Origin of the sequence: Naasia sp. SYSU D00057 (assembly GCF_017916505.1) — a bacterium.
GTDB lineage: Bacteria > Actinomycetota > Actinomycetes > Actinomycetales > Microbacteriaceae > Naasia.
Map to the genome: position 1 here is coordinate 419,757 of NZ_JAFMSZ010000001.1, position 25,432 is coordinate 445,188.

A 25,432-nucleotide genomic window follows, 5' to 3' on the forward strand; every position below is an offset into this window, starting at 1 on the left:
CTCAGAGGGTCGAGGCGGACGGGTCCCAGTCCTCGGGCAGCGCGGCCGGCCGCTCGACGGTGCTCTCCACGGCCACCGGGGCGCCGCGTTCGATCGACTCGGCGATGGAGGCCATGATGTCGAGCACGTGGAAGGCGAGCGCGCCCGAGGCGCGCTCCGGAACGCCGGCGCGGATCGCTCGCGCCAGTTCGAGGACGCCGACGCCGCGCACCCAGGCGAACTCGGTCGGCACCTCCCGGGTCTCGCCGTTGGAGCGGATCTCCACCGTGCCGCCGAACGTGTTCGGATCCGGGGAGACGACCATGCCGTCGCTGCCCGAGATCTCGACGAACCCCACGCGCTCGTGGTGCGACTGGAAGCTGAAGGTGCTCTGCGCGCTGGCGCCGCTCTCGAACTCGATCATGGCGCTCACGTGGCTCGGCACGTCGACCTTGAAGGTCTCCCCGGCGCGCGGGCCGGAGCCGATCGTGCGCGTCTCGTGCGAGGTGGAGCCGAGGGCGTAGACCGACTTCGCGGCGCCGAACACCTGCACGAGGGTGGTCAGGTAGTACGGGCCCATGTCGAAGAGCGGGCCGCCGCCGCGGGCGTAGAAGAAGTCGGGGCTCGGGTGCCACCGCTCGGGGCCGCCCGTTTGGAACAGCGTGATCGCGGTGAGCGGGGTGCCGATCTCCCCCGCGTCCACGGTCCGGCGCACCGTCTGGAGGCCGGGGCCGAGGAAGGTGTCGGGAGCGCCGGCGACGCGCAGTCCGCGCCGCTCCGCCTCCTCGAGCAGCTGCCGGCCGCTCTCCCGGTCGAGGGCGAGCGGCTTCTCGGTCCACACGTTCTTGCCGGCGGCGAGGATGCGCATCGCGACCTCGGCGTGCACCGCGGGGATCGTCAGGTTGACGACGATCTCGATGTCCTCGACCGCGAGCAGGTCCTCGACCGAACCGGAGCCGGTCACCCCGTACTTGTCGGCCTGAGCGGCCGCGCGCGCCTCGTCGAGGTCGGCGACGAACAGCACCCGGACGTCAGGGAGCGCGGTCAGGGTCGACAGGTACTGGTCGCTGATGTTGCCCGCGCCGATGATGCCGACGCCGACGGGTCCGGAGCCGCTCACAGGGATTCCCCCTTCGAGGTGAGGAACTCGATGCTCGCGAGGATGCCGTCGAAGATCTCGCCGTCGTAGTCGTCGAACTCGATGACGCGCAGCGCGTGCGGGGCGGCGGCGAGGATGCCGGGCACGTCGAGCGTGCCCGAGCCGGCCGGGACCTGCTCCTTCGTGGCCCGGGTCGCGGGTCCGTCCTTCACGTGCAGGAACTGCACCCGCTCCCCCAGGCGGCCGAGTAGCTCGGCGGGGTCGTGGCCGCCGACGGCGGCCCAGTAGGTGTCCAGCTCGAGAACGACCGCGGGGTCGAGGCGCTCCGTGAAGACGTCGTACGCCGACGTGCCGTCGAGGTCGGCGAACTCGAACTCGTGGTTGTGGTACCCGACTCGGAGCCCGGCGGCGGCGGCCGGCTCGACGAGGGCGCTGAGCTCGTCGGCGATCGCCTCGACGCTCGCGCGGCTCGTCCACCGGGCGGGGTCCGTCCACGGCGTGATCACCGTGCCGATGCCGATGCGGCGGGCCGCGTCGAAGGCGGCCTGCGCCTGCCCGTCGAGCAGATTCACGTGGGCGGAGGGGGCGGTGAGCCCGACCTCGCGCAGCAGGGCCGCGTACTCGTCGGCCCGCTCGACGAAGCCGAACAGCTCGACCTGGCGGAGCCCGATCGAGCCGACCCGCTCGAGGGCGGATCGGAGGTCCGTGCCGAGCGCCTCCCGCACGGTGTAGAGCTGCAGGGACAGCGTCGATGACGTCATTGCACATCCTCGGATCGTGGTCGTCCCTCCACCCTATTGCTCGCCCCCGACCGCCCCGCGCCGAGTGTCGCCGTCCGGAACAGTCGGCGGGCGTGACGTAGGGTCATCGCACTGGAAGGGGGCACCGTTGGATTCGATCGACATCCTCGACACGCTGCGCGCCGAGGCTCGCGACGAGCTCGACGCCGAGATCGAGCGGCGGTGCCGCGACGGCGAGGACCCGTGGCAGTTCGTGCACGAGCTCCCGACCGTCGACGAGCGCGTGGTCCGGAACCTGCGGGCGGAGGCCATCTCGGTGCTCGGCCTGGCGGAGGCGCGGGCCCAGGCGTACCACCCGTCGGCGCGGGCCGGCGCCGCCGAGAAGTTCGAGTTCGGCGTGCTGCGCGCGATCGCCCTCGAGCACCCCGACCTCACCCGCACCGTGTGGAGCATGCTCGGGCGCATCGGCCCCTCGTTCGCCTGACGGTGGTCTCACCGGCGCCTGCCGCTCGTCGCGCGCCGGGTCAAGGCCCCCTGCTCTTCAACGGACCCGACCTACGCTGGCCGGATGGCTTCAGCAGACTCGACGCGCATCCGGACCACTGCCGAGCTGTTCGGCTGGAGCGAGCTGCGGCCGGGTATCGGCGAGGCCGTCCAGTCCCTGCTCGACGGCTCGGACGTGCTCGCGGTCTTCCCCACCGGGTACGGCAAGTCCGCGGTCTACAAGGTCGCGGGAGCCCTGCTGCCCGGTCCGACCGTCGTCGTCTCGCCCCTGATCGCCCTGCAGACCGACCAGGTCGCCGGCATCGAGGCGGAGGCGGACGCGCCCGACGCCGTGGCGATCAACTCGGCCCAGAGCGACAGCGCGAACGAGAGCGCCTGGGAGGAGCTCGCGGCCGGACGCGCCGAGTACGTGTTCCTCTCGCCCGAGCAGCTCGCCAACGAGGAGGTCGTCGACCGGCTGGCGAAGCTCGGTCCCGGCCTGTTCGTCGTCGATGAGGCGCACTGCGTCTCCGCCTGGGGGCACGACTTCCGCCCCGACTACCTGCGCCTCGGCGCGGCGGCGGAGGCGGTCGGGCGTCCGCTCATCCTCGCCCTCACCGCGACCGGCTCCGCACCGGTCCGGGAGGAGATCGTGGACCGGCTCGGCATGCGCGATCCCGTCGTGCTCACCCGCGGCTACGACCGGCCCAACATCCGGCTCGAGGTGGTGCGCCACTCCGAGGAGCGGGGGCAGCGCGCGGCCGTGCTCGAGCAGCTCACCGCGCTGCCGAAGCCAGGCCTGCTCTACGTCGCGACCCGGCGGGCCACCGAGGAGTACGCCGAGGAGCTGAGCGCGGCCGAGCTGCGGGCCGCGGCGTACCACGGCGGGCTCGGTGCGAAGGCGCGGCGGGAGCTGCATGAGGCGTTCCGGGACGACGAGTACGACGTCGTGGTCGCCACGAGCGCGTTCGGCATGGGCATCGACAAGCCGAACGTCCGGTTCGTCGTGCACGCCGCGATCCCCGGCTCCGTCGACGACTACTACCAGGAGCTGGGGCGTGCGGGCCGGGACGGCGAGGAGGCGAGAGCGACCCTGCACTACCGCGCCGAGGACCTCGGCCTGCGCCGGTTCTTCGCAGGCGGCAAGCCCGACCGCGCCAAGCTCGGGGCGGTGCACGCCGCCCTCGTCGCCGCAGGGCGCACGGTCGAGCTCAAGGCGCTCGCGAAGGAGACCGGACTCACCGCGCGCCGGGTCGCGGATGTCGTCAACCTGCTCACCGAGGCGGGGGCGGTGCGGGCCATCGGCGACGGCGTCCGCGCGGTGCGCGGCGTGACCACCGAGGAGGCGGTCGAGCGGAGCGTGGAGCAGGCGGCCCAGCGCGAGCGCATCGACGAGTCCCGCGTCGCCATGGTGCGCCAGTACGCGGAGACGACCGCCTGCCGCCGCCAGTTCCTGCTCGGCTACTTCGGCGAGCGGCTCGAGGAGCCGTGCGGAAACTGCGACACCTGCACCTCCGGCACCGCCTACGAGCAGCAGGAGCTGACGGGAGTGGAGGACGCCGACGACGTCCCCTACCCCGTCGAGGCCGCCGTGCGGCACCGCGAGTGGGGCGACGGCACCGTCATGAGCGTCGAGGAGGACCGCATCACGGTGTTCTTCGAATCCGAGGGCTACCGCGTCCTGTCGCTCGCCGCCGTCGCTGACCACGACCTGCTGGAGCGCGTGTCCTGATCGAGGTGCACGTCCGGAGCGGGATGGTAGCCGGTTCGCCGCCGCCGATTCATCCCCGTCCGACGGGATGGCTCGCGCCGGGACCGGCGGCGTAGCGTGAGGGAACCGACACGAAGGAGGCCAGGATGAGCGACACGATTCCCGACGGCGGCGCGTACGACGACGAGGCGGTGAAGGAGGCCGACAAGCAGACGGTCACCAACGACGCGCTCGCGGGCGAGACGGTGCTGCCCGGTGTCGGCGAGCACAACCAGGGTCCGACGGGCGGCGCCGCCAAGGAGCAGTCGCCGACGCTCCCCGAGAACGACCTCGCCGGCGAGGAGATCGTCGGCCTCCGCGACGAGGGCCCGAGCGGCCCTGTCCACACCTCGCACGTCGATGACTGAGCGGCAGACCCCGCCCCCGCCGGACCACGAGGACAAGCCGGTGGCGGAGAACAGCAAGGCCGAGATCGGCGAGCGGCTCACCGGCAAGGCGGACCCGCAGGATCCGGACGGCCTGCTCACCCTCGACGACGTCGACAAGGTGGCCGGGACCCAGGACCGGATCGCCGACGACGCCTCGAGGGGCGTGAGCGCCGCGGGTGCCGCGCCGAGCGGCGACATCCCGGAGCGGGTCGTCGGCGGCGACGCGCCCTCGATCGGCTCCCTCAACTCGGGCGGCGACTCGATGGGCGACGACGCGGGCCTCCCGGGCGCCGAGGAGAGCGGCGCCGAGACCCCGTAGTCGCCAGGCTCTGCATCCGCCGGTCCGCCGCTTGCGCGGATCAGGAGTTTTACGCGGATCAGGACTTCCGCCCCGCGAGACGGCGTGTCGTCCTGATCCGCGTGCGAACCCCAGCCCTCGTCCTGAACGACGCGAATTCTCCTGATCCGTGCAGATGCCGGGTGGGGAAACCACAGCCGGGCATACCGCGTCCCCCGTCTGCGGGATTGACTCGTTCGAACACATGTTCGAACATTGAGTGTGACCGCCTTCGCCCTCTCCTCCGCCGCCGCGGCGGACGAGAAGGTGCGCGAGCTGCAGGCCCGCATCAGGGAGATGCAGTCGACCCGGCTGCCCACCAAGACGCTCGCGACCTCCCCGCTGTTCGCCGGCATCCTGCCCGACGGGATGCTGCGGGCGGGCGGGTCCTACTCGATCCTCGGCTCGACGACCCTCGCCATGGCGCTGCTGTCCGGGCCCTCGGCGGCCGGCTCGTGGTGCGCCGTCGTCGGGGTCCCCGAGTTCGGCGCGCAGGCGGCCCTCGCGCAGGGCATCGACCTCGAGCGGCTCGTCCTCGTCCCCGACCCGGGCGACCAGTGGCTGCCCGTCACGGCCGCGCTCGTCGACGTGCTGCCCGCCGTCGTGCTGCGGCCGAGCGGGCGCATCAGCGACGGCGACGCCGGCCGGCTCGCCGCCCGCCTCCGCAAGCGGGAGGCGGCCCTCATCGTGCTGGGCGACTGGCCGGGCGCGGAGGCGAGCCTGCGCATCGTCCGCAGCGAGTGGGAGGGCATCGGCGAGGGCGTCGGCCTCCTCCGCGGCCGCCGCGTGGAGGTGGCGGTGGAGAGCCGGGGGCTGCGCTCCCGCACCCGCTGGGTCCGCCTCCCGGGACCGGACGCCGGAGCGCGGATCAGCGAGGACGTGGCGCCCGCCGCTGCTCCCGTCGCGCCTGCGGTGCCCGCGGCCGTCCCCATCACGGCCGCCGTCTCCGCGCCGCCGCCCTTCGATCGCCCGACTCTCGTGCCGCTCGATCCGAGAGAGGTGCGGGCGGGATGACCGCCGCGATCACCCGGACCCTCGTGTTCTGGTGTCCGGATTGGCCCGTCCTCGCCGCCGCGCGTGCGGCGGGACTGCCGCCGGACGCCCCCATCGCGCTCACCGACCGCGGCGACGTGTACGCCTGCTCGGCGGCCGCCCGTGCCGAAGGGGTGCGCCGCGGGCTGCGGATCCGGGAGGCGCAGTCGCGCTGCGCGTCCCTCGTCGCCCTCCCCTACGACCCGGCGCTCGACGCGCGCACCTTCGATCCGGTGCTCGACGGCGTCGAGGAGGTCATGCCGGGCGTCCAGGTGCTCCGGCCCGGAACCGCCGCGCTGCGCGTGCAGGGACCGGCCCGGTACTACGGCGGCGAGGAGGCCGCCGCGCGCGAGCTGCTCGCCTGCCTCGAGCGGCTCGGCGTCCCGTCCGCACGGGTCGGCATCGCCGACGGCCCGTTCGCCGCCGAGCAGGCCGCGAGGAGGAGCGGGGAGGAGCGGATCCGGGTCGTCCCCGCCGGCGACTCCCCCGCCTTCCTCGCCCCGATGCCGGTGACGATCCTCGGCGTGCCCGACCTCGCCGTCCTGCTGAAGCGGCTCGGCCTGCCCACCCTCGGCGCGTTCGCGGCGCTGCCGGAGCTCGAGGTGCGGAACCGGTTCGGGCCGGAGGGCGCCGTCGCCCACCGCCTCGCCGCGGGCCTCGACGGCCGCCGTGTCGTCCCGCGCATCCCACCCGACGAGCTCGACGTCGTCGCCCTGTTCGAGCCGCCCCTCGACCGCATCGACCAGGTGGCGTTCGGCATCCGCGATGCGGCCGACCGCTTCCTCGAGCGGCTCCGGAAGCTCGCCCTCGTCTGCACCGCCGTGCGGGTCGAGGTGACCGCGGAGCGCGGCGAGACGTCCGAGCGCAGCTGGCTGCATCCGCGGTCGTTCACCGCCGCCGAGGTGGTGGACCGGGTGCGCTGGCAGCTCCAGGGCACCGGCACCGTCGAGAGCGGGCTCGGCTCCCCGATCGTGCGCGTCCGCATCCTGCCGGAGAGCGTCGACGCGGCGTCCGGGCACGAGGAGGGGCTGTGGGGGCAGGCGCCCGACGAGCGCATCCACCACGGCCTGTCCCGAGTGCAGAGCATGCTCGGGCATGAGGCGGTGCTCACCGCGACGCTCGGCGGCGGGCGGATGCTCACCGACCGGGAGGTGCTCGTGCCGTGGGGAGACCGCGGCACGGTCGAGCGCCCCGCCGACCGCCCGTGGCCGGGTGCGCTGCCCGGGCTTCCGCCCGCCACCGTGTTCCGGGAGCGGCGCACCTGCGCCGTCCTCTCCCCCGACGGCACGCCCGTCCGGGTCGACGACCGCGGCACCCTGTCCGGTCCGCCGTCCCGCTTCGCTGCACCGGGCACCGGGCACGCCCGCCCGATCCGCGCGTGGGCGGGCCCATGGAACGTCGAGGAGCGCTGGTGGGACCCGAGGCACGCCCGCCGCCTCTCCCGCTTCCAGGTCGTCGATGAGGAGGGCGAGGCCTGGCTCCTCGTCCTCGAGGGCGACATCTGGTGGGCCGAAGCCCGCTACGACTGACCCGGCCGCCCTCTACCCTGTCCCTCAACAGGCATTTCTGCCTCCAACAGGCAGAAAAGGGCGAATTCTGCCTGTTGGCGGGATTTCTGCCTGTTGAGGGCCAGTCGCGTGCCCCACGGAGCGCGCCCTCAGAGCAGGTCGGCGGCCGTCCGGAGGTCGGCGACGAGCCCGTCGAACTCGGGGTCGAACTCGGGCTTGCCGCGCAGCCGCAGGACAGCGGACGGATGCACGGTGAGCACGACGCGCGCCTCCGGCGCCACGGCCGGCCGTTCGTCGAGCACACGGCCCCGCTCGGCGAGGACGCGGACCGTCCGGCCGAGCACGCCGCGGGCGGCGGTGGCACCGAGGGCGACGACGACGTCCGGGCGGACGGTGCGGAACTCGGCGTCCAGCCATGGATGGCAGGCTTCGATGTGGGCCACCGCGGGCGACTTGTGCAGCCGCCGCTTGCCGCGCTCCTCGAACCGGAAATGCTTGACCGCATTCGTCACGTAGGCGTCCTCGGCTCGCACGCCGGCGGCGGCCAGAGCATCGGCGAGGAGACGTCCGGCGGGACCGACGAACGGCTCCCCCGCCTTGTCCTCCGAGTCGCCGGGCTGCTCCCCGACGAGCATCAGTCGCGCCCGGTCGGGTCCGGACCCGAAGACGACCTGCGTGGCGTCCCGGTACAGCTCGCACCCCCGGCAGTCAGGAGCGGCGGCCCTCAGTCCGTCCAGTCCGGCGTCATCCGGCACCCACTGCTCAGCCCCAGGCCGCGCGAACTCCGCCACCGTTCCTCCTCATCGAGGTCGTTCCGTTCCGGACCCGGGAATCTCCTCGTCGCACGGTACGCCTCAGCGGGCGACGCGGGCCAGCTCCTCGTCCCACCGCTCGAGGAAGCGCGGCAGGCCGTAGTGCTCGAGCGCGAAGCGACGGGCGGCGGCGCCGCGCTCCCGCGCCTCGTCCGGATCCGCGATGAGACGCCGCGCCATCGTGACGAGCTCGTCGACGTCCATCGAGATCGCGCCGGCCTCGGGCGGCACCGCCCGGTACGCCTCCGTGGTGGCGAGGGCGAGCACCGGCATGCCGAGGTGCATGGCCTCGATCAGGGACAGCCCGAGCGACGTCCAGCGGATCGGGTGCAGATACGCGCGGCGGCGGGCGAGCTCGGTGTACAGCTCGTCCGGCGCCAGGTTGCCGGCGAACTCGACGCGCCCCGGCTCGAGGCCGAGGGCGTCCGGCAGGCTGTCGGCGGCGATGCCCCAGGCGTCGATAGGGGCCGCCTCCGCGAACTGCGGCAGCAGGTCGGTGCCGGTGACCCGCCAGCGGCGCACCGGCTCGTTGATCACGTAGCCGAGGCGCGGCAACTCGCCGGTGTAGAGCGCCCCCGGGTCCGGGACGCCGTGCTCGATGACCGTCGTGGGCGCGTCACCGTTGTCCCACATCAGGCGGTTGAAGTGGGTGACGTGCACGATCGGGATGTCCCGCCGGTCGGCGAGCGGATGCCGGGTCAGCGGCACGTCCCCCTTCGGCGTGTTGTGCTCGACGAACAGGGCCGGCACGTCGGAGCCGAGGCGACGGCCGAGGAGGCGCTCCGTCTTCTCGAGCTCGGCGAAGGACTGCAGCACCACGACGTCGACGGCGGTGTCCGCGAGCTGCGCCTCCGGCACCGCGACGGTGCTCGCCGGCCAGTACGGCTTCAGCTCGCCGTCGCCGTTCGGCGCGACGGGAATGAGGTACTCGTGGCTCCCCTGCACGAACCCGGTGGTCCAGCTGCTGTGCACGTGCCACGAGAGGATCCGCATCCCCCGACTGTAGGGCGCCCCGGAGCGCCCCCGTCCCCGGTGAGGTGTTGCGCGGATCAGGACATCCCCTCCGCAAGACGGCGTGTCGTCCTGATCCGCGTGCGAAACCGGCCGGATGTCCTGAACCGCGTGGAATCCCCTGATCCGCGCAAATGGGAGGACCAGGGGCAGCGAGCAGGACGTTCTGCGAGTTGCGGCGTTCGAACATGTGTTCGAAACTGGATCGTGGCCTACAACAACCCGCCGATCCCGTGGTCGGAGTTCGAGCGGCGGCTCTCCGACGTCCGCCGGCCGAACACGCGCCCGGTGCAGGCGGACGGCGGCGACAGCCCCGCGTGGACCCTCAAGCGGCCCCGCTACACGCCGCCCACCGCGCCGCCGATCGAGGGGCCGGTCGTCCCGTACGCGGAGCTGCGGTCGCACTCCAACTTCAGCTTCCTCGACGGCGCCTCCTCCCCCGAGGAGCTGCTCGAGGAGGCCGCGCGGCTGCGCCTCGAGGGGCTCGCGCTCACCGACCACAACGGCCTCTACGGGGTCGTCCGCATGGCGGAGGCCGCCGAGAAGCACGCGGTGCGGACCGTGTTCGGCGCCGAGCTGACCCTCGGCCTCACGAAGCCGCAGAACGGGATCCCCGACCCGGAGGGCAGTCACGTGGTCGTGCTCGCCCGACGGCAGGAGGGCTACCACCGGCTCGCGCGCGCCATCACCAACGCCCAGCTCGCGCCCGGCGCCGAGAAGGGCAGCCCCCGCTTCGACCTCGGCGAGCTCGCCGACACGGCGGACGGACACTGGTTCGTCCTCACCGGCTGCCGGAAGGGCCTCGTCCGGCAGGCGCTGCAGCCCACCCCGGAGGGGCCGCTCGACCTCGCCGCCGCCGGGCGTGAGCTGGACCGGCTCGCCGACCTGTTCGGCCGCGACAACGTCGCCGTCGAGCTCTTCGACCGCGGCGAGCCCCTCGACTCGACCCTCAACGACGCCCTCGCCGAGCTCGCCGCCGCCCGCCGGCTGCCGCTCGTCGCGACCGGGGCCGTGCACTACGCGACGCCGAAGCAGGCGCGCCTCGCCACCGCCCTCGCCGCGGTCCGCGCCCGGCGCAGCCTCGACGAGATGGACGGGTGGCTGCCCTCCGCGGGCGCCGCCCACCTCCGCTCGGGCGCCGAGATGGCGGCCCGCTTCGCCCGCTACCCGGGCGCCGTCGCCGCGACCGTCGACATCGCCGCCGACCTCGCCTTCCCGCTGAAGAGCGCGAGCCCCCGCCTGCCGAAGCAGGAGGTGCCGGAGGGCCACACCCCGATGAGCTGGCTGCGGAAGCTCGTCTGGGACGCCGTGCCGTCGAAGTACCCGAACGCGCCCCAGTCCTCGCTCGAGCGGATCGCCCGCGAGCTCGACGTCATCGAGGCGAAGGACTTCCCCGGCTACTTCCTCATCGTCCGCGACATCGTGATGTTCGCGAAGGGCCGCGGCATCCTCTGCCAGGGCCGCGGATCCGCCGCCAACTCGGCGGTCTGCTACCTGCTCGGCATCACCGCCGTCGACTCGATCCGCTACAACCTGCCCTTCGAGCGCTTCCTGTCGAGCCTCCGCGACGAGGAGCCGGACATCGACGTCGACTTCGACTCGGACCGCCGCGAGGAGGTCATCCAGTACGTCTACGAGAAGTACGGACGGCGCAACGCGGCGCAGGTCGCGAACGTCGTCACCTACCGGCCGAAGAACGCGGTGCGCGACATGGCGAAGGCGCTCGGCCACTCGACGGGCCAGCAGGACGCCTGGTCGCGGCAGGTGGAGCGCTGGGGCGGCGACGTGCAGAGCCAGGACCACGACATCCCGCTGCCCGTCGTCGACCTCGCCCAGCAGGTGCTCAAGTTCCCGCGGCACCTCGGCATCCACTCGGGCGGCATGGTGCTCACCGACCGGCCCGTCGGCGAGGTGTGCCCCATCGAGCACGCGCGGATGGAGAACCGCACCGTCCTGCAGTGGGACAAGGACGACTGCGCGTGGATGGGCCTCGTCAAGTTCGACCTGCTCGGTCTCGGCATGCTCGCCGCCCTGCAGTACGCGTTCGACCTCGCCGACAAGCACCTCGGTGAGCGGTGGGACCTCGACTCGATGCCGAAGGAGGAGCAGGGCGTCTACGACCAGCTGTGCCGCGCCGACTCGATCGGCGTGTTCCAGGTGGAGAGCCGCGCGCAGATGGGGACGCTCCCCCGCCTGCAGCCGCGCGTGTTCTACGACCTCGTCGTCGAGGTGGCGCTCATCCGGCCCGGCCCCATCCAGGGCAAGGCGGTGCACCCGTTCGTGCGTCGGCGGGTCGGCGAGGAGAAGGTCACCTACCTGCACCCCAAGCTGGAGCCGGTGCTCGAGCGAACGCTCGGCGTGCCCATCTTCCAGGAGCAGCTGATGCAGATCGCGATGGAGGTCGGCGGCTGCACTGGCGAGGACGCCGACCTGCTGCGCCGCGCGATGGGCTCGAAGCGCGGGCTGGAGAAGATCGACTCGCTGCGGGACAAGCTCTACGCCGGCATGAAGGCGAACGGCATCGACGACGAGACGGCCGACCAGATCTATCAGAAGATCGAGGCGTTCGCGGACTTCGGCTTCGCGGAGAGCCACTCGATCAGCTTCGCCCTCATCGTCTACGCGAGCGCGTGGACGCGGCTGCACTACCCCGGCATCTTCCTCGCCGCGCTGCTGCGGGCGCAGCCGATGGGCTTCTACTCGCCCCAGTCGCTGACCGCCGATGCACGGCACCACGGCGTCGAGGTCCGCCGCCCCGACCTGCTGCTCTCCGGAGTCGAGGCCGACCTGGAGCCGCTCGCGCAGCCGAGTGCGGAGCAGATCAAGGTGTTCCGGGCCTCAGTGGGCTCGGATCCGCGATACGGGCGCCGCTGGGGCACGAATCTCCTTGATCTGGTGTGGCAGGACGGGAAGCCGGCGCCGACCGGGCGGGAGGCGTGCCTCGATCGTGAGCAGCCGCCCGTGTCCGAGCGGTTCGACCGGACCGCGCCCGTCGAGGACGCGCTGCACCGCCGCGACGGCGCCTACGCGGTGCGGCTCGGGCTCGCCGAGGTCGCCTCGATCGGCACGAAGCTCGCCGAGCGCATCGTCGCGGAGCGGGAGCAGGGCGGCGACTACACGAGCCAGGACGACCTCGCCCGCCGGGTGGGGCTCACCGCGCCGCAGCTGGAGTCGCTCGCCGCGGCCGGGGCTTTGGCATCCCTCGGGCTCGGGCAGCGGGAGGCGCTGTGGGGTGCGGGCGCGGCGGCGCAGGAGCACCCGGACTACCTGCCGGGCACGAGCATCGTCGTCCAGCCGCCGCTGCTGCCGATGCTGACGCCCGCCGAGCAGGTCGCCTCCGACCTCTGGGCGACCGGCATCTCCCCCGACCGGCACCCGATGGCGTTCGCGCGCGAGACGCTGAAGCGGCGCGGGGTGCTCACCTACGCCGAGCTGGCGACCACCGAGTCGGGGCGGCGCGTCGAGATCGGCGGTGTGGTGACGCACCGGCAGCGGCCGGCGACCGCGGCGGGCGTCACCTTCATCAACCTCGAGGACGAGACCGGCATGGTGAACGTGGTGTGCAGCGTCGGCGTGTGGCAGCGGTATCGGCGGATCGCCCGCGAGGCACCCGCCATGGTGATCCGCGGCATCCTCGAGCGGAGCTCCGAGGGCGTCATCAACGTGATCGCCGACCGCTTCGAGGTGCTCACGATCAGCGCCCGCAGCGTCTCCCGCGACTTCCGGTGACGTCCCATCCCGGTGATCGAGGAGCGCCCCGCAGGGGCGCGTCTCGGAATCACACGACGGATCTCAGGAGACCGACCAGAGGTGGCTGGGTCCGAAGGCACGGCAAGTGGTTTCGAGACGGACGCTCCGTGGCCTCCTCGACCACCGGAGGGGGCTCAGGCGACCGAGAAGCGGACCGCGCCGATCGGGTCCGCCTCGCGGACCTCCACCGAGGTGACCTCCGCGAAGGCCGGGCCCTCGTGCAGCCACGCGAGGAGCTGGGTGACCGAGTCCTCATCGCCCTCGACGTGCGCCTCCACGCGGCCGTCCGGCAGGTTGCGCACCCAGCCGGCCACGCCGATCGCCTGGGCCTCGGCGACGCACGAGTAGCGGAAGCCGACCCCCTGCACCCGTCCGCTGACGAGGGCGCGGCGCGCGACCCGCGTCATCAGGCGACCGCCGTGCCGAAGAGGAGGCCGAGCAGGTAGGTGATCGCGGCGGCCCCGTAGCCGATCAGCAGCTGGCGCAGCGCCCGCGTGAGCAGCGATGCGCCCGACAGCAGCCCGATGACGGTCCCCGTCGCGAGCAGGGCGAGGCCGACGAGCGCGGCGGCGAGCAGCACCGCCGGCAGACCGCTCATCCCGAACAGCCACGGCAGCACCGGGATGAGCGCCCCGGAGGCGAAGAAGAAGAAGCTCGACAGCGCGGCGCTGCGGCCCGTGCCGACCGCCTCGTGCTCGTCGGCGCCCGACTCGACGGAGCCGAGCGGCTCCCGCCCGCCGAGCACGGCGGCGGCGCGGGTGTGCGCCTCCTCCTCGCTCATCCCGCGGGCGCGGTAGACGAGCGCCAGCTCGTTCGCGTCCACGTCGAGGTCGGCGATCGCGTGCCCTGCTTCGGCGCTCGGCCGCGACCCGGCGAGCAGCTCGCGCTGCGAGTGCACCGACACGTACTCCCCGGCCGCCATCGACAGAGCACCCGCCAGCAGACCGGCGATCCCGGTGAACAGCACCACCTGCGGCGCGACTCCGGTGGCGCCGACGCCGAGGATGAGCGCCAGGTTGCTGACGAGGCCGTCGTTCGCGCCGAACACGGCCGCCCGGAAGGTGCCGGAGATGCGGCTGCGGCCGCGCGCGGCGAGCCCGCGGACGACCTCCTCGTGGATCCGCTCGTCCGCGGCCATCGAGTCGGTCGCGTCGATGTCGTTCGCGTACGGGGTGCGCGCCTCGGCCCTCTGCATGAGCGCGAGCGTAAACACGGAGCCGTAGCGGCGGACGAAGAACCCGAGGATGCGGGTCCAGAGGTCGACCTTCGGCTCCTTCTTCAGCCGGTCGCCGAGCAGGTCGCGCCAGTGCGCCTCGTGCCGGCCCTCGGCGTCGGCGAGGGCGAGCAGGATGTCGCGCTCCTCCCCGGTGCGTCGGACGGCGAGGTCGCGGTAGATGCGCGCCTCCGCCTGCTCGTCCGCGAGATATCGGCGCCAGCGGCGCACGGTCGCGGGACTCGGCTCCTGGCGTGCGGACACGGGAGGGGCGGCGTTCACCCGTCCATTCTCCCAGGACCACTCCCGGTGCCGCTTGCCGCCTGCCGCGCCCTCCCGCAAGCCCGTGCGGGGGCGGAGAGCGACGCCCTAGGGTCGGATCATGGGCGCCGTCGAACTGATCCTCGTCCGCCACGGCGAGAGCGAGGGCAACGTCGCGGCGGCGAAGGCGGACCGCGCCCGCGCCGACCGGGTCCTCGTCCCGGCGCGTGACGCCGACGTCGTCCTGTCCGCCACCGGTCGCGAGCAGGCGGCCGCTCTGGGCCGGCACATCGCCACGTGGTCGGCGGACGAGCTGCCCGAGTCGGTGTGGGTGTCGCCCTACGCGCGCGCCTGCCAGACCGCCGACATCGCGCTCGAGACAGCAGGGCTCGACCTCGAGCCGCGCTGGGACGAGCGGCTGCGGGACCGCGAGCTCGGCATCCTCGACGCGCTGACCGGGCGCGGCGTCCGCCGGCTGCATCCGGACGAGGCCGACCGCCGGCGCTGGGTGGGCAAGCTCTACTACCGGCCGCCCGGCGGCGAGTCGTGGGCGGATGTCGCCCTCCGCCTCCGCTCGGTGCTCGCCGACCTCGACCGCGAGGAGGACGGCCGCCGCGTGCTGCTCGTCACCCACGACGCCGTGATCACCCTCTTCCGCTACGTGTGCGAGCGGATCGAGGAGGAGACGCTGCTCGAAGGAGCGCGTGGCAACCCGATCCGCAACTGCTCCGTCACGCGCCTGGTCCGCCCGTCGGGCGCCGGCCGCTGGACGGCCGCGGTGGTCAACGAGGTCGGCTTCCTCGAGCGCAGCGACGCGCCCGTCACCGAGCACCCGGGGCAGGGCCGTGGCCGCTGAGTTCGTCACCCCGTCCGCGCTGCGCGCCTGGCCCCTCCCCGCCCCGGGCAGTTCGAAGCAGGCCCGCGGCGACGTGCTCGTGATCGGCGGCGCCCGCAAGACGCCGGGCGCCGCGATGCTCACCGGGCTCGCCGCTCTTCGGGTCGGCGCGGGGCGCCTCTCCCTCGCGGTGGGCGAGTCCGTCGCCCCCGCCGTCGCGGTGTCGGTCCTCGAGTCCGGCGTCCTCCCTCTCGCCGAGACGGCGAGCGGCGCGGTCCGCGGCGACACGATCGACGTGCTCGCCGACGATATCGAGGGCGCCGGCTGCGTCGTCGCCGGCCCCGGCCTCGACGACCCGGACGAGGCGGCCGCCCTGGTGCGCCGCCTGGCCGACCTGGTCGGCGACGACACCTCCGTCCTCCTCGACGCCTACGCTTTGGGCACGCTCGCCTACGAGGAGGAGGCGGCCCGGAAGCTGGCAGGGCGACTGATCCTCACCCCGAACACGACGGAGCTCGGCTTCCTGCTCGGGCGGGACCCGGGCGACCTCGCCGACGACACCGCGGAGGTCGCCGAGCGGTTCGGCGCCGTCGTCACGTGCATGAGCGCGGTGGCGGAGCCGGGCGGCCGGCGCTGGCAGATCACGACGGGCCACGAGGGCCTCGCGACGTCGGGCAGCGGCGACGTGCTGGCGGGCGCGATCGCGGGGGTATGGGCCCGCGGCGCGGACGCGCCTCAGGCGGCGTGCTGGGGCACGTACCTGCACGCGGCGGCCGGCGACCGGCTGTCCGCACGCATCGGCCCGCTCGGGTTCCTCGCCCGGGAGCTGCTCGACGAGCTCCCGGTGCTGCTCAGCGAGCTGGGCTGAGCAGGGCGGGGAACACGGCCCGCGGATCCTGCAGGATGGCGGGCACGACGAAGTCGGCGCGCGCGAGCGTCCCGGTGTACTCGGCCGTGCGGACGAGGTACACGGCGCCCGACTCCACCTGCCGGATCTGGGTGTCGCCCGTCACGGTCGCCCGGTGCAGCACCGCGCCGTTGCCGACGAGCGTCGCGACCTCCGTTCCCGGCTCCAGCGCGTCGACGAACTCCGACAGCTGGGCGCGCCACTTGGGGGTGTCGCGGCCCTGCGGCGACCGGTCGGCGATCGCGACGATGCCCTCGTCACGCCACTCCTCGGCCTGCTCGTCGGTGCGGGGGCGGATCACCCGCAGTGGGATCCCCTCCGGCAGCGGCTCCCGCTCCCCCGCCTCGGGCCACGCGTAGTCGAGGTCGGGTGGTGTCCCGGGGAACAGCGGCCCGTAGATCTCCGGGTCCTTGCGGATCAGGTTCGACCGGTGGCTGCGGTGGATCTCCTCGTCCCCGATCCACGGCGGCAGCAGGCCGCGTTCCCCGAGCTCCTCGACGTCGAGGCCGTCCATGCCGGGCGCGAACTCCGCGATGAGGTCGTGCGTGCTGTCGGCGTGCCCCCGCTCCACCCAGGCGGCCACGTTGGCCAACCCGTAGGCGGTCAGCGCCGGCAGGTGCCCGCGCCACATCCGCGACACCGGATGGCTCTGCCAGCCGTAGCTCGGCAGCAGGATCGCTCGCAGCACCTGCAGGGTCTCGACCCGCTGCTTCCCCAGCCGGGGCGAGTCGAGCACCGCCGAGCTCTCGGCGAACGACGGGTACGGCAGGAACGTCTGCATGTCAGCCCTCCCGTCGAGCTGCCCGCGTCGGCTGAGGCAGGGGCCGGACCGGCGACAGGAGAAGGCAGCTCATGGAATCAGTGTCCCGCCATCCTCTTGCGGAGGAGCTCGATGCGCGACTGCAGCTGCGTCACGCTCGCCTGCGCGACGGCCGGACCGCCACAGATCCGGCGCAGCTCGGCGTGCACCATCGCGTGCGTCTCGCCCGTCTGCTTGGCCCAGAGTCCGACGAGGCTGTTGAGGAGGCTGCGCTGCTCCTTGAGGTTGCGGTACATCGGAGCCGGCTCGTCGGCGGGCCGCGGCACCTCGGTGGGAGTCTTCCGCCGCTTCTCCTGCCGCGACTGCCGGTGCCTCAGCAGCTCGCGGACCTGGTCGGGCTCGAGCAGGCCGGGGATGCCGATGAAGTCGAGCTCCTCGTCGCTGCCGACCTCGGCCTCGAAGCCGAACTCGCCGCCCTCGTAGAGGACGCGGTCGAACGTCGCGTCCGAGCCCACCGCCTGGAACGCGAACTCCTGGGTGAGACCGTCCGGCGCCTTCTCCTCGCGGTTGGCCGCGCTGAGGGCGTCCTCGTCGAGGCCGTTCTCGTCCTCGTTCTTCGGGCGGTCGAGGGCGTGCTCGCGCTGCACGTCCATCGCGTTGGCGAGGTTCATCAGGGTCGGCACGTTCGGCAGGAACACCGACGCCGTCTCGCCGCGGCGCCGGGCGCGGACGAAGCGACCGATCGCCTGCGCGAAGAACAGCGGTGTCGCCGACGACGTCGCGTACACGCCGACCGCGAGCCGCGGGATGTCGACGCCTTCCGACACCATCCGGACGGCGACCATCCACCGCTTCTCGTTGTTCGAGAACTCGCCGATCCGCTCGGAGGCCGCCTTCTCGTCGGAGAGGACGACGGTCACCTCCTCCCGGGTGATGTCCTCGAGGATGCGCGCGTAGGCGCGGGCCGCGAACTGGTCGGTGGCGATGACGAGGCCGCCCGCATCGGGCACGCCCTTGCGCACCTCGGTGAGGCGCTGGTCCGCGGCGCGGAGCACGGACGGGATCCAGTCGCCCGCCGGGTCGAGGGCGGTCCGCCACGCCTGCGAGGTGATGTCCTTGGTGTTGCCCTCGCCGAGCTTCGCCTCCATCTCCTCGCCGGAGGTGGTGCGCCAGCGCATCGAGCCCGCGTAGACCATGAACATGACCGGCCGGACGACGCCGTCGACAAGCGCGCGGTCGTAGCCGTAGTTGTAGTCGGTGCGCGAGACCCGCCCGCCGGTCTCGTCCCGGACGTATTCCACGAACGGGATGGGCGCGGTGTCCGACCGGAACGGGGTTCCGCTGAGGGAGAGGCGGCGGGTGGCCGGCTCGTAGGCCTCGCGGATGGCGTCGCCCCAACTCAGCGCGTCGCCGCCGTGGTGCACCTCGTCCAGGATGACGAGCGTCTTCGCCGCCTCGGTGAGCTGTCGGTGCAGAGCGGCGTCGGCGACGACCTGCGCGTAGGTGACCGCGACGCCGTGGAAGTGCCGGCCGAACCAGCGGTCCTTGTTCCGGAACGAGGGGTCGAGGTGGATCGCCACGCGCTCGGCGGCGTCCGCCCACTGGCGCTTGAGGTGCTCGGTCGGCGCGACCACCATCACCCGGTCGACGGTGCGCCGGGCGAGCAGCTCCTTGGCGAGCCGGAGCGCGAACGTGGTCTTGCCGGCGCCCGGCGTGGCGGCCGCGAGGAAGTCCTTCGGCTCGCTCTCGAAGTACTTGGCCAGCGCCTCCTGCTGCCACGCACGGAGCTTGCCCGCGGTGCCCCACGCGGCGCGCTCCGGGAAGGAGGGGCTGAGGTGCTCCGCTGCACTCGTGCCCGGAACCGGGTCGAAGAGGTGCGGGGCGCTCACTTGATGAAACTGTACCGAAGGGCTTCCGGCGACATGCCGTCACGAGCATCTTGGCGCGTCGGGTGCAGGATGGTCGCGGCGCCGGCAGCGGTCACAGCCGGCCGACGGAGGTGGACATGACGGAGACGCATCCCTGGCGTCGCTACGTGGCGCTCGGCGACTCGTTCACGGAGGGCATCGGGGACCCCGAGCCAGGCAGCCCGGGTGGGCACCGCGGGTGGGCGGACCGTGTCGCCGAGGTGCTCTCGGCTTCGGTCGACGACTTCGCGTACGCCAATCTCGCGGTGCGCGGGAAGCTGCTCCAGCAGATCGTCGACGAGCAGCTGGAGCCGGCCATCGCGCTGAAGCCGGACCTGATCACCCTCTCGGCGGGCGGCAACGACGTGATCCGTCCCCGGACCGACCCCGACGTCATCGCGAGCCGCCTCGACGGCGCCGTGGAGCGCCTCGCGGCGACCGGCGCCACCGTCGTGCTGTTCACGGGCGTCGACACGGGCTTCTCCCCCGTGCTGAACCGGCTCCGGGGCAAGGTCGCGATCTACAACGAGAACATCCGCAAGGTCGCCCAGCGCCACGACGCGCTCGTCGCCGACCAGTGGGCGCTCACCGAGATCCAGGATCCGCGCATGTGGAACGTCGACCGCCTCCACCTGGCGCCGCTCGGCCACCACACCGTGGCCCGCATGGTGCTCGCGACCCTGGGGGTCGAGAACGACCTGCAGCCCATGCGACCCGAGCCGCTGCCTCCGCGCACCTGGCGACAGGCGCGCAGCGAGGACCTGGTCTGGGCGCGCGAGTACTTCGTTCCCTGGGTGATCCGCCGGATCCGCCGCGTCTCCTCGGGCGACCACGTCCTGCCGAAGCGCCCCGAGGCAGCGCCCTACGCGTCAGGACCGCGGGGCCCCGCGCTCTGAGAAGCGCTTCCGGGAAGCGGCGCGGCGGCCCGGCGAGTGCTCAGCGGGCCCAGGGCGGGTTCGTCACCCGCCACCACAGGTCCGGCGCCTCGATCGTCGCATCGAGCTCGAGCGGCACGGTGATCGTCCTGTCCCCGACCGTGAAGTCGACCCTGCCGACGTCGGCGCCCGCGGTGGCCTCGGCCACCGGCTCCGTGCTCACCGACGCCGTCACCGGGGTGTCGGACCAGACCAGGGTCGTCGTGGTCTCGGTGGCGACGGCCTCGGCGGTCTCCCCCCACTCCGTCGAGTAGGTGGCGTACGGGTCGCCCGCGGTCGTGAGGGTGAGCTCCTGGAAGCCGGGGGTCACGCTGTCGAGCAGCGCGACGACGCCACGGTTGAGGGTCGCATGGTCGGGCGCGCCGAGGATCACGCCGACGAGCGTGATGCTCGAGTCCCCCACGGTGACGTCGGTCGAGAAGAGCAGGCACGCGCCGGCCGCGTCGGTCGTGCCGGTCTTGATGCCGTCGATCCCGTCGGTGCCGAGCAGCTTGTTCGTGTTCGCGAACGGGCCGATGTCCGGGATCGTGGCGGACGGCGTCGCGACGATCTCCGCGAGGGCGGGCTGGGCGAGCGCCAGCTGGCCGAGCGCTACCAGGTCGGCGGGCGTGCTCGTGTTGCCGGCCGAGAGCCCGTTCGGATCGACGACAGTGGTGTCCTCGAGCCCGTGGGCATCGAGCCAGGCGCGCGCCGCGGCGAGGTAGCCGTCGACGGAGCCGTACGCCCAGCGGGCGACCGAGATGGCGTAGTTGTTGGCCGACGGGATGAGGACCGCCTCGAGGGCCTCCCGCTGCGTCAGGACGGTGCCGGCCGCGACGGGCTGCACCGAGCCGTTCTGGGCGAGGACCTCGTTGTACGCGTCGACGTCGGCCTGGGTGAAGGCGATGTCCGGGCCCGCCTCGCCTGCTGCCAGCGGCTTAGCCTCCAGCACGACGAGCGCCGTGACGACCTTGGTGATGCTTGCGATGGGGAACGCGCCCTGGTCCCCGCTCGTCGCGAGCGGGCCCTCGAAGCCGGCGGCTCCGATCGCGCCCCTCCCGTAGTCGGGGAAGTCGGGCACCGCCGCCGTCGCCGCGGGCACCTGCGGCGCCTCGACCGAGGCCACCGCCTCGGGCACCTCGGACGCTGCCGCGGCGGGCACGTAGACGCCGCCCGCGAGCACGATGGCGAGACCGCCGAGCACCGCGATCCTCCGGCGGCGGAACACCTGCTTCCGCGTTCGAGGGGGTTTCGACACGCGCCCAGGATAGGCGGGAAGCCTGCTCCGCCCCCGTCGCATCGCGGGCCGGCGCCCCAGATGATTGACCTTCGATCACGATCCGGCGACGCTCCCCGGAACGGGCCCTGCCGTCAAGTATCCTGTCGGCGGAAAGGGGCCCTTCCGTGCCTTCCTCGCGCATCCCGAGCAAGTTCGCCGCCCTCCTCGGCTTCGTCGGCATGAGTGCCGTCGCCGGGGTTCTCGCGACCGCCGCCATCACGCCCGCGATCGCGGTGTCGAGCGTGGCCGCGTCCGACACGATCGGCCTCTTCGAGGAGCTCCCCAGCTACCTGGAGATCGGCGAGCTGGCGCAGAAGACCGAGATCTACGCCCGCAACCCGGACGGCTCGCCGTACCTCCTCGCGAGCTTCTTCGACCAGAACCGTGTCGAGGTGCCGTGGGAGAAGGTGTCGGTCTACGCGAAGGATGCGCTCGTCGCGGGTGAGGACCCGCGCTTCTACGAGCACGGCGGCATCGACCTGCAGGGCACGATCCGCGCCGTCGTCAACAACGCGATGGGCAAGAGCGTGCAGGGCGGCTCGTCCATCACGCAGCAGTACGTCAAGAACGTCAACATCCAGAACTACATCAAGGACGCGACGACCCAGGAGCAGATCGACGAGGCCTTCGCCAAGGCGACCGAGGTCTCGGAGGCGCGCAAGCTGCGCGAGATGCGCTACGCCATCGAGCTCGAGAAGCGGTACAGCAAGGAGGAGATCCTCCTCGGCTACCTCAACATCGTCGCGTTCGGCGGCCGGGTCTACGGCATCGAGGCCGCGTCCAACTACTACTTCGGCACCACCGCCGAGGCGCTGACGCTGGCGCAGGCGGCGAGCCTCATGGCGATCGTCAACAACCCGGAGAAGTTCCGGCTCGACTACCCCGACAGCACGACGAACGGCGCCGAGAACGGGTACAACGGCAACCGGGTCCGCCGCGACTACATCCTCGGCAAGATGCTCGACGAGAAGATGATCACGCAGCAGGAGTACGACGACGCCGTCGCCGCTCCCGTCGAGCCGAAGATCACCCAGCCCGCCACCAACTGCGAGGCGGCCGGCGGCGCGGGCTTCTTCTGCGACTACATCACCAACATCTTCAAGAACAACGAGTTCTTCGGCCCGGACCCCGACACCCGCTGGCACGACTTCCGCACCGCCGGCTACGACATCTACACCTCGCTCGAGGTCGACCTGCAGCGCACGGCCGAGCAGGCGATCATCGACAACGTGCCGTTCACCGACCCGCGGGTCGACATCGGCTCGGTCGCGGTGACCGTCGAGCCGGGCACCGGCCGCATCCTCGCGATGGCGCAGAACAAGCGGTACTCCGCCGACCCGGCCGTCCTGCAGAGCGACCCGGCCACCAGTGCGGTCAACTTCAACACCGACCGCGACTACGGCGGATCGAGCGGCTTCCAGCCCGGCTCGACCTACAAGGTGTTCACGCTGCTCGAGTGGCTCGACGAGGGCCACGGTCTCAACGAGGCCGTCGACGCCCGGCGCCGCAGCAACTGGGGCACCTTCCGCAACAGCTGCGACGGCAACATGAACGCCGGCGGATACAACCCGAAGAACGACGGCGGCGAGGCCGGCGGCAGCTGGACCGCGCTCTTCAACACCGTGAACTCGATGAACACCGGCTTCATCGCCATGGCGAAGCAGCTCGACCTGTGCGGCATCAAGGAGACCGCACAGGCCCTCGGCGTTCACCGCGCCGACGGAGCCGAGCTGCAGATGAACGTCTCCGACGTGCTCGGCACGCAGGAGATCGCGCCGCTCACCATGGCGGCCGCATACGCGGGCATCGCCGCCGGGGGCAAGTACTGCGAGCCGATCGCCATCGACCGGATCGTCGACGCCGCCGGCAACGACGTTCCCGTCCCGCCGCAGACGTGCAGCCAGGCCGTCGAGCCGAACGTCGCCGCGGGTGCCACCCTGGCCCTGCAGCAGGCGTTCCGCGGTGGCACCGGCGCGCCGTCGGCCGCCAAGGTCAACAGCTCGGTGCCGATGTTCAGCAAGACGGGCACCACCGACAGCGCCGAGGCGACCTGGATGAGCGGCGGCACGTCGCGTGCGACGACCGTCGTCGGCGTCTTCAACGCGACGGGGCACGTGAACCTCCGCGACACCCGCATCAACGGCTCCCAGTACGCCGTCCTCCGCCACAACATCTGGCCGCGGATCATGAAGGTCGCGGCGGACAAGTGGGGCGGCGATCCGTTCGCGGCCCCGACGGGTCAGGTGCTCAGTGGCCGCACGTACGACATCCCCAGCGTGATCGGCATGTCGCTCGAGCAGGCGAGAGCGGCGATCGAGGACGCCGGCTTCGCGTTCGCCGACGGCGGGCAGCAGGACTCCGACAAGCCGGCCGGCACCGTGATCGGGACGAACCCGGCCCGCTCCGCCACGGCGGGGGCCACCGTCTCCGTCTACACGAGCAACGGGGCGCTCCGGACCGTGCCGGACGCGGTGTCCGCCGCGAAGAACGTCGGCGATGCTCGCGCCGCGCTCGGCGCCGCCGGCTTCGGGAACGTGGCGGAGACGTGTGTCGTCGACGCCGCGCAGAACGGCAAGCCGGTCGCCCAGGACCCGCCGGCCGGCAGCGCCGCGCGCCCCGACACGACGATCACGATCACGGTCGCGAAGGACAAGTGCTGACGTAGTTCCGCTCCCCGGGAATCGACGAGCCCACTCGAGCGGGCGTCCCGATTCCCGGAGGGGTCGGCGTCAGCGCTCCCGATCCGGACGCAGGGCCCAGAGGGCGACCGCGCTGGCCGCCGCCACGTTGAGGGAGTCGACGCCGTGGTGCATCGGGATCGTGACGACCGTGTCCGCGGCGCGGAGCGCGGCGCGGCTGAGGCCGTCGCCCTCAGAACCGAGAACGAGCGCGACGCGCTGCGGCGCCTCCGCCGCGTAGCGGTCGAGCGTCACGGCGTCGTCGGCGAGCGCCAGAGCGGCGATGTCGAATCCGTGCTCGTGCAGCAGCGGCGCCGCTTCGCGCCACTCGGGCAGCCGCGTCCACGGCACCTGCAGCACGGTCCCCATGCTGACGCGCACGCTGCGCCGGTAGAGCGGGTCGGCGCAGCGGGGGGTGACGAGCACGGCGTCCGCACCGATTCCGGCGGCGGCGCGGAAGATGGCGCCGACGTTGGTGTGGTCGACGACGTCCTCGAGCACGACAACGAGGCGGGCGTCCCGCAGCACATCGCCGGGCGGCGGCAGCTCGGGGCGGTGCATCGACGCGATCGCTCCGCGGTGCAGGTGGAAGCCGGTGAGACCCTCCAGCACCGGGTCCTCCCCCACGAAGACGGGGACGTCGGGGAACGGCTCGAGGATGCGCTCGAGGTCCGGCAGCCACGACTCCTTCGACAGGGCTGCGCGGGGGCGGTGACCGGCGGCGACGGCCCGCTCGATGACCTTCGTCGACTCGGCGAGGTAGAGCCCGCCCGCCGGCTCCTGCAGGCGGCGCAGGTTCACGTCGGTCAGCCGGGTGAAGTCCTGGAGCTCGGGACGGTCGAGCCCCTCGATGGGCACCACCCGCATGACGCACGCCTTCCCGGACCCCTGCGTAGGCTGGAGCGCAGGGAGAATCCATGTCCACGCTAGTGCCCCGTCCGACGGCCACCGCCGAGCAGCTCGACGCCGCCGCCGAGCTGCTCTCCGGTCGCAGCATCGCCGTGCTCACCGGAGCGGGCATGAGCACCGACTCCGGGATCCCCGACTACCGTGGCGAGGGCGCGCCGAAGCGCAGCCCGATGACCTATCAGCAGTTCCTCTCCGGGCCCGAGTTCCGCCAGCGGTACTGGGCGGGGAGCCACCTCGGCTGGCGCGCCTTCGACGCCGCCCGGCCCAACCGGGGGCACTACGTGCTCGCCGAGCTCGAGGCGGCGGGCATCGTCAACGGCGTCATCACCCAGAACGTGGACGGGCTGCACCTCAAGGCGGGGTCGCGCCACGTCGTCGACCTGCACGGCACCGTCGACCTCGTCCGCTGCCTCGTCTGCGGCCAGACGTATGCGCGCGAGAGCATCGCCGATCGCATCGAGGCCGCGAACCCCTGGCTGGAGCGGCCCGAGTCGGTCGTCATCAACCCGGACGGCGACGCCGAGGTGGTCGGTGTCGAGGACTTCACCGTCCCCGAGTGCACCGTCTGCGGCGGCATGCTGAAGCCGGAGGTCGTCTTCTTCGGCGAGTTCGTGCCCGTCGAGAAGTTCGCCGAGGCGAGCGCCCTCGTCCAGCGCGCCGACGCGCTGCTCATCGCCGGCTCGTCGCTCGCCGTCAACTCCGGGGTGCGCCTGCTCGACCTCGCTCGCCGGCGGAAGCTGCCGGTCGTCCTCGTCAACCGCGGCCCGACGAAGGGCGACGCGAAGGCTGACCTCAAGCTCGACGCCGGCACCTCGGAGACGCTGGAGGCCCTCGCCTCCCGGCTCGCCGGCTGAACCGTCCCCCTCCCCAACTCGTCCC

22 protein-coding genes are annotated in these 25,432 nt (G+C 72.8%); 12 read left to right on the forward strand and 10 right to left on the reverse strand.

The annotated features are described in order from the left end of the window. Position 1 precedes the first annotated feature (1 nt). Both J3P36_RS16155 and J3P36_RS16160 read right to left on the reverse strand, forming a co-directional pair. Positions 2–1,099, reverse strand: a complete 1,098-nt coding sequence (locus J3P36_RS16155; protein WP_307806915.1) for a Gfo/Idh/MocA family oxidoreductase — start codon at positions 1,097–1,099, stop codon at positions 2–4. After that, positions 1,096–1,839 carry a sugar phosphate isomerase/epimerase gene (locus J3P36_RS16160; protein ID WP_246854111.1) on the reverse strand — a complete coding sequence of 248 codons (744 nt, stop codon included), beginning with the start codon at positions 1,837–1,839 and terminating at the stop codon, positions 1,096–1,098. The genes J3P36_RS16155 and J3P36_RS16160 overlap by 4 nt, the downstream gene beginning before the upstream one ends. A 127-nt stretch (positions 1,840–1,966) precedes the next feature. Here J3P36_RS16160 and J3P36_RS01995 point away from each other — a divergent pair, with 127 nt between their 5' ends. The 6 genes from J3P36_RS01995 to J3P36_RS02020 all read left to right on the forward strand — a co-directional run bounded on the left by J3P36_RS01995 (position 1,967) and on the right by J3P36_RS02020 (position 7,338). Continuing rightward, positions 1,967–2,302 (forward strand): hypothetical protein, encoded by a 336-nt coding sequence (locus J3P36_RS01995; RefSeq protein ID WP_210505592.1) that lies wholly within the window; start codon positions 1,967–1,969, stop codon positions 2,300–2,302. 84 nt (positions 2,303–2,386) lie between these two features. Next, positions 2,387–4,033 carry a RecQ family ATP-dependent DNA helicase gene (locus tag J3P36_RS02000; RefSeq protein WP_210505593.1) on the forward strand — a complete coding sequence of 549 codons (1,647 nt, stop codon included), beginning with the start codon at positions 2,387–2,389 and terminating at the stop codon, positions 4,031–4,033. Between the two features lie 125 nt (positions 4,034–4,158). Next, positions 4,159–4,419, forward strand: a complete 261-nt coding sequence (locus J3P36_RS02005) for a hypothetical protein (protein WP_210505594.1) — start codon at positions 4,159–4,161, stop codon at positions 4,417–4,419. Beyond that, on the forward strand, positions 4,412–4,759 hold the full coding sequence (locus J3P36_RS02010; protein WP_210505595.1) for a hypothetical protein: 348 nt from the start codon (positions 4,412–4,414) through the stop codon (positions 4,757–4,759). Before J3P36_RS02005 ends, J3P36_RS02010 begins: the two co-directional genes overlap by 8 nt. Positions 4,760–4,999: 240 nt before the next feature. Then, on the forward strand, positions 5,000–5,791 hold the full coding sequence (locus J3P36_RS02015) for a hypothetical protein (RefSeq protein WP_210505596.1): 792 nt from the start codon (positions 5,000–5,002) through the stop codon (positions 5,789–5,791). Next, entirely contained in the window at positions 5,788–7,338 is a 1,551-nt protein-coding gene (locus tag J3P36_RS02020; RefSeq protein WP_210505597.1) for a DNA polymerase Y family protein, read from the forward strand. The genes J3P36_RS02015 and J3P36_RS02020 overlap by 4 nt, the downstream gene beginning before the upstream one ends. A 128-nt stretch (positions 7,339–7,466) precedes the next feature. Here the strand turns inward: J3P36_RS02020 and J3P36_RS02025 are convergent, their stop codons facing one another. Both J3P36_RS02025 and J3P36_RS02030 read right to left on the reverse strand, forming a co-directional pair. Further along, a complete protein-coding gene (locus J3P36_RS02025; protein WP_210505598.1) occupies positions 7,467–8,108 on the reverse strand; it encodes a UdgX family uracil-DNA binding protein in 642 nt (213 codons plus the stop codon). Positions 8,109–8,171: 63 nt separating this feature from the next. Further along, positions 8,172–9,122 carry a glycosyltransferase gene (locus J3P36_RS02030; RefSeq protein WP_210505599.1) on the reverse strand — a complete coding sequence of 317 codons (951 nt, stop codon included), beginning with the start codon at positions 9,120–9,122 and terminating at the stop codon, positions 8,172–8,174. 225 nt (positions 9,123–9,347) lie between these two features. Here J3P36_RS02030 and J3P36_RS02035 point away from each other — a divergent pair, with 225 nt between their 5' ends. Next, positions 9,348–12,869 (forward strand): error-prone DNA polymerase, encoded by a 3,522-nt coding sequence (locus J3P36_RS02035; protein ID WP_210505600.1) that lies wholly within the window; start codon positions 9,348–9,350, stop codon positions 12,867–12,869. A gap of 155 nt (positions 12,870–13,024) precedes the next feature. On the opposite strand, the gene J3P36_RS02040 is transcribed toward J3P36_RS02035, so the two are convergent. Together J3P36_RS02040 and J3P36_RS02045 are read right to left on the reverse strand one after the other, a co-directional pair. Beyond that, positions 13,025–13,297 (reverse strand): acylphosphatase, encoded by a 273-nt coding sequence (locus J3P36_RS02040; RefSeq protein ID WP_210505601.1) that lies wholly within the window; start codon positions 13,295–13,297, stop codon positions 13,025–13,027. After that, complete coding sequence (locus J3P36_RS02045; protein ID WP_210506548.1) at positions 13,297–14,367, reverse strand: VIT1/CCC1 family protein; 1,071 nt, start codon at positions 14,365–14,367, stop codon at positions 13,297–13,299. Before J3P36_RS02045 ends, J3P36_RS02040 begins: the two co-directional genes overlap by 1 nt. A gap of 118 nt (positions 14,368–14,485) precedes the next feature. Here J3P36_RS02045 and J3P36_RS02050 point away from each other — a divergent pair, with 118 nt between their 5' ends. Together J3P36_RS02050 and J3P36_RS02055 are read left to right on the forward strand one after the other, a co-directional pair. After that, positions 14,486–15,220 (forward strand): histidine phosphatase family protein, encoded by a 735-nt coding sequence (locus J3P36_RS02050; protein ID WP_210505602.1) that lies wholly within the window; start codon positions 14,486–14,488, stop codon positions 15,218–15,220. Then, a complete protein-coding gene (locus tag J3P36_RS02055; protein ID WP_210505603.1) occupies positions 15,210–16,067 on the forward strand; it encodes an NAD(P)H-hydrate dehydratase in 858 nt (285 codons plus the stop codon). Before J3P36_RS02050 ends, J3P36_RS02055 begins: the two co-directional genes overlap by 11 nt. Here the strand turns inward: J3P36_RS02055 and J3P36_RS02060 are convergent. Beyond that, positions 16,051–16,887, reverse strand: a complete 837-nt coding sequence (locus tag J3P36_RS02060; protein WP_210505604.1) for an MSMEG_6728 family protein — start codon at positions 16,885–16,887, stop codon at positions 16,051–16,053. The two genes, J3P36_RS02055 and J3P36_RS02060, sit on opposite strands and share 17 nt — an antisense overlap. 77 nt (positions 16,888–16,964) lie before the next feature. Further along, positions 16,965–18,755 carry a DEAD/DEAH box helicase gene (locus tag J3P36_RS02065; protein ID WP_210505605.1) on the reverse strand — a complete coding sequence of 597 codons (1,791 nt, stop codon included), beginning with the start codon at positions 18,753–18,755 and terminating at the stop codon, positions 16,965–16,967. Between the two features lie 116 nt (positions 18,756–18,871). On the opposite strand from J3P36_RS02065, the gene J3P36_RS02070 reads away from it, so the two are divergent. Further along, complete coding sequence (locus tag J3P36_RS02070; protein ID WP_210505606.1) at positions 18,872–19,669, forward strand: SGNH/GDSL hydrolase family protein; 798 nt, start codon at positions 18,872–18,874, stop codon at positions 19,667–19,669. 40 nt (positions 19,670–19,709) lie between these two features. Here J3P36_RS02070 and J3P36_RS02075 read toward each other — a convergent pair whose 3' ends face one another. Next, positions 19,710–20,945: a D-alanyl-D-alanine carboxypeptidase family protein gene (locus J3P36_RS02075; protein ID WP_210505607.1), complete on the reverse strand. Its 1,236-nt coding sequence runs from the start codon at positions 20,943–20,945 to the stop codon at positions 19,710–19,712. 146 nt (positions 20,946–21,091) lie between these two features. Between J3P36_RS02075 and J3P36_RS02080 the strand changes: the two genes are divergently transcribed. Continuing rightward, on the forward strand, positions 21,092–23,626 hold the full coding sequence (locus J3P36_RS02080) for a transglycosylase domain-containing protein (RefSeq protein WP_307806916.1): 2,535 nt from the start codon (positions 21,092–21,094) through the stop codon (positions 23,624–23,626). 69 nt (positions 23,627–23,695) lie between these two features. On the opposite strand, the gene J3P36_RS02085 is transcribed toward J3P36_RS02080, so the two are convergent. Then, positions 23,696–24,511, reverse strand: coding sequence for an RNA methyltransferase (locus J3P36_RS02085; protein ID WP_210505608.1), 816 nt, complete (start codon positions 24,509–24,511; stop codon positions 23,696–23,698). Between the two features lie 50 nt (positions 24,512–24,561). On the opposite strand from J3P36_RS02085, the gene J3P36_RS02090 reads away from it, so the two are divergent. Continuing rightward, the gene (locus J3P36_RS02090; protein WP_210505609.1) at positions 24,562–25,407 is read left to right on the forward strand and encodes a Sir2 family NAD-dependent protein deacetylase; all 846 of its coding nucleotides are present in this window, start codon (positions 24,562–24,564) and stop codon (positions 25,405–25,407) included. The last annotated feature ends 25 nt before the right edge of the window (positions 25,408–25,432 follow it).

Coding starts and splice junctions, on each gene's coding strand:
- J3P36_RS02030 (WP_210505599.1), bottom strand. CDS start 9,122: ATGCGGATCCTCTCGTGGCACGTGCACAGCAGCTGGACCACCGGGTTC.
- J3P36_RS16160 (WP_246854111.1), bottom strand. CDS start 1,839: ATGACGTCATCGACGCTGTCCCTGCAGCTCTACACCGTGCGGGAGGCG.
- J3P36_RS02040 (WP_210505601.1), bottom strand. CDS start 13,297: ATGACGCGGGTCGCGCGCCGCGCCCTCGTCAGCGGACGGGTGCAGGGG.
- J3P36_RS02090 (WP_210505609.1), top strand. CDS start 24,562: ATGTCCACGCTAGTGCCCCGTCCGACGGCCACCGCCGAGCAGCTCGAC.
- J3P36_RS02005 (WP_210505594.1), top strand. CDS start 4,159: ATGAGCGACACGATTCCCGACGGCGGCGCGTACGACGACGAGGCGGTG.
- J3P36_RS02010 (WP_210505595.1), top strand. CDS start 4,412: ATGACTGAGCGGCAGACCCCGCCCCCGCCGGACCACGAGGACAAGCCG.
- J3P36_RS02000 (WP_210505593.1), top strand. CDS start 2,387: ATGGCTTCAGCAGACTCGACGCGCATCCGGACCACTGCCGAGCTGTTC.
- J3P36_RS02070 (WP_210505606.1), top strand. CDS start 18,872: ATGACGGAGACGCATCCCTGGCGTCGCTACGTGGCGCTCGGCGACTCG.
- J3P36_RS02050 (WP_210505602.1), top strand. CDS start 14,486: ATGGGCGCCGTCGAACTGATCCTCGTCCGCCACGGCGAGAGCGAGGGC.
- J3P36_RS02020 (WP_210505597.1), top strand. CDS start 5,788: ATGACCGCCGCGATCACCCGGACCCTCGTGTTCTGGTGTCCGGATTGG.
- J3P36_RS02085 (WP_210505608.1), bottom strand. CDS start 24,511: ATGCGGGTGGTGCCCATCGAGGGGCTCGACCGTCCCGAGCTCCAGGAC.
- J3P36_RS02060 (WP_210505604.1), bottom strand. CDS start 16,887: ATGCAGACGTTCCTGCCGTACCCGTCGTTCGCCGAGAGCTCGGCGGTG.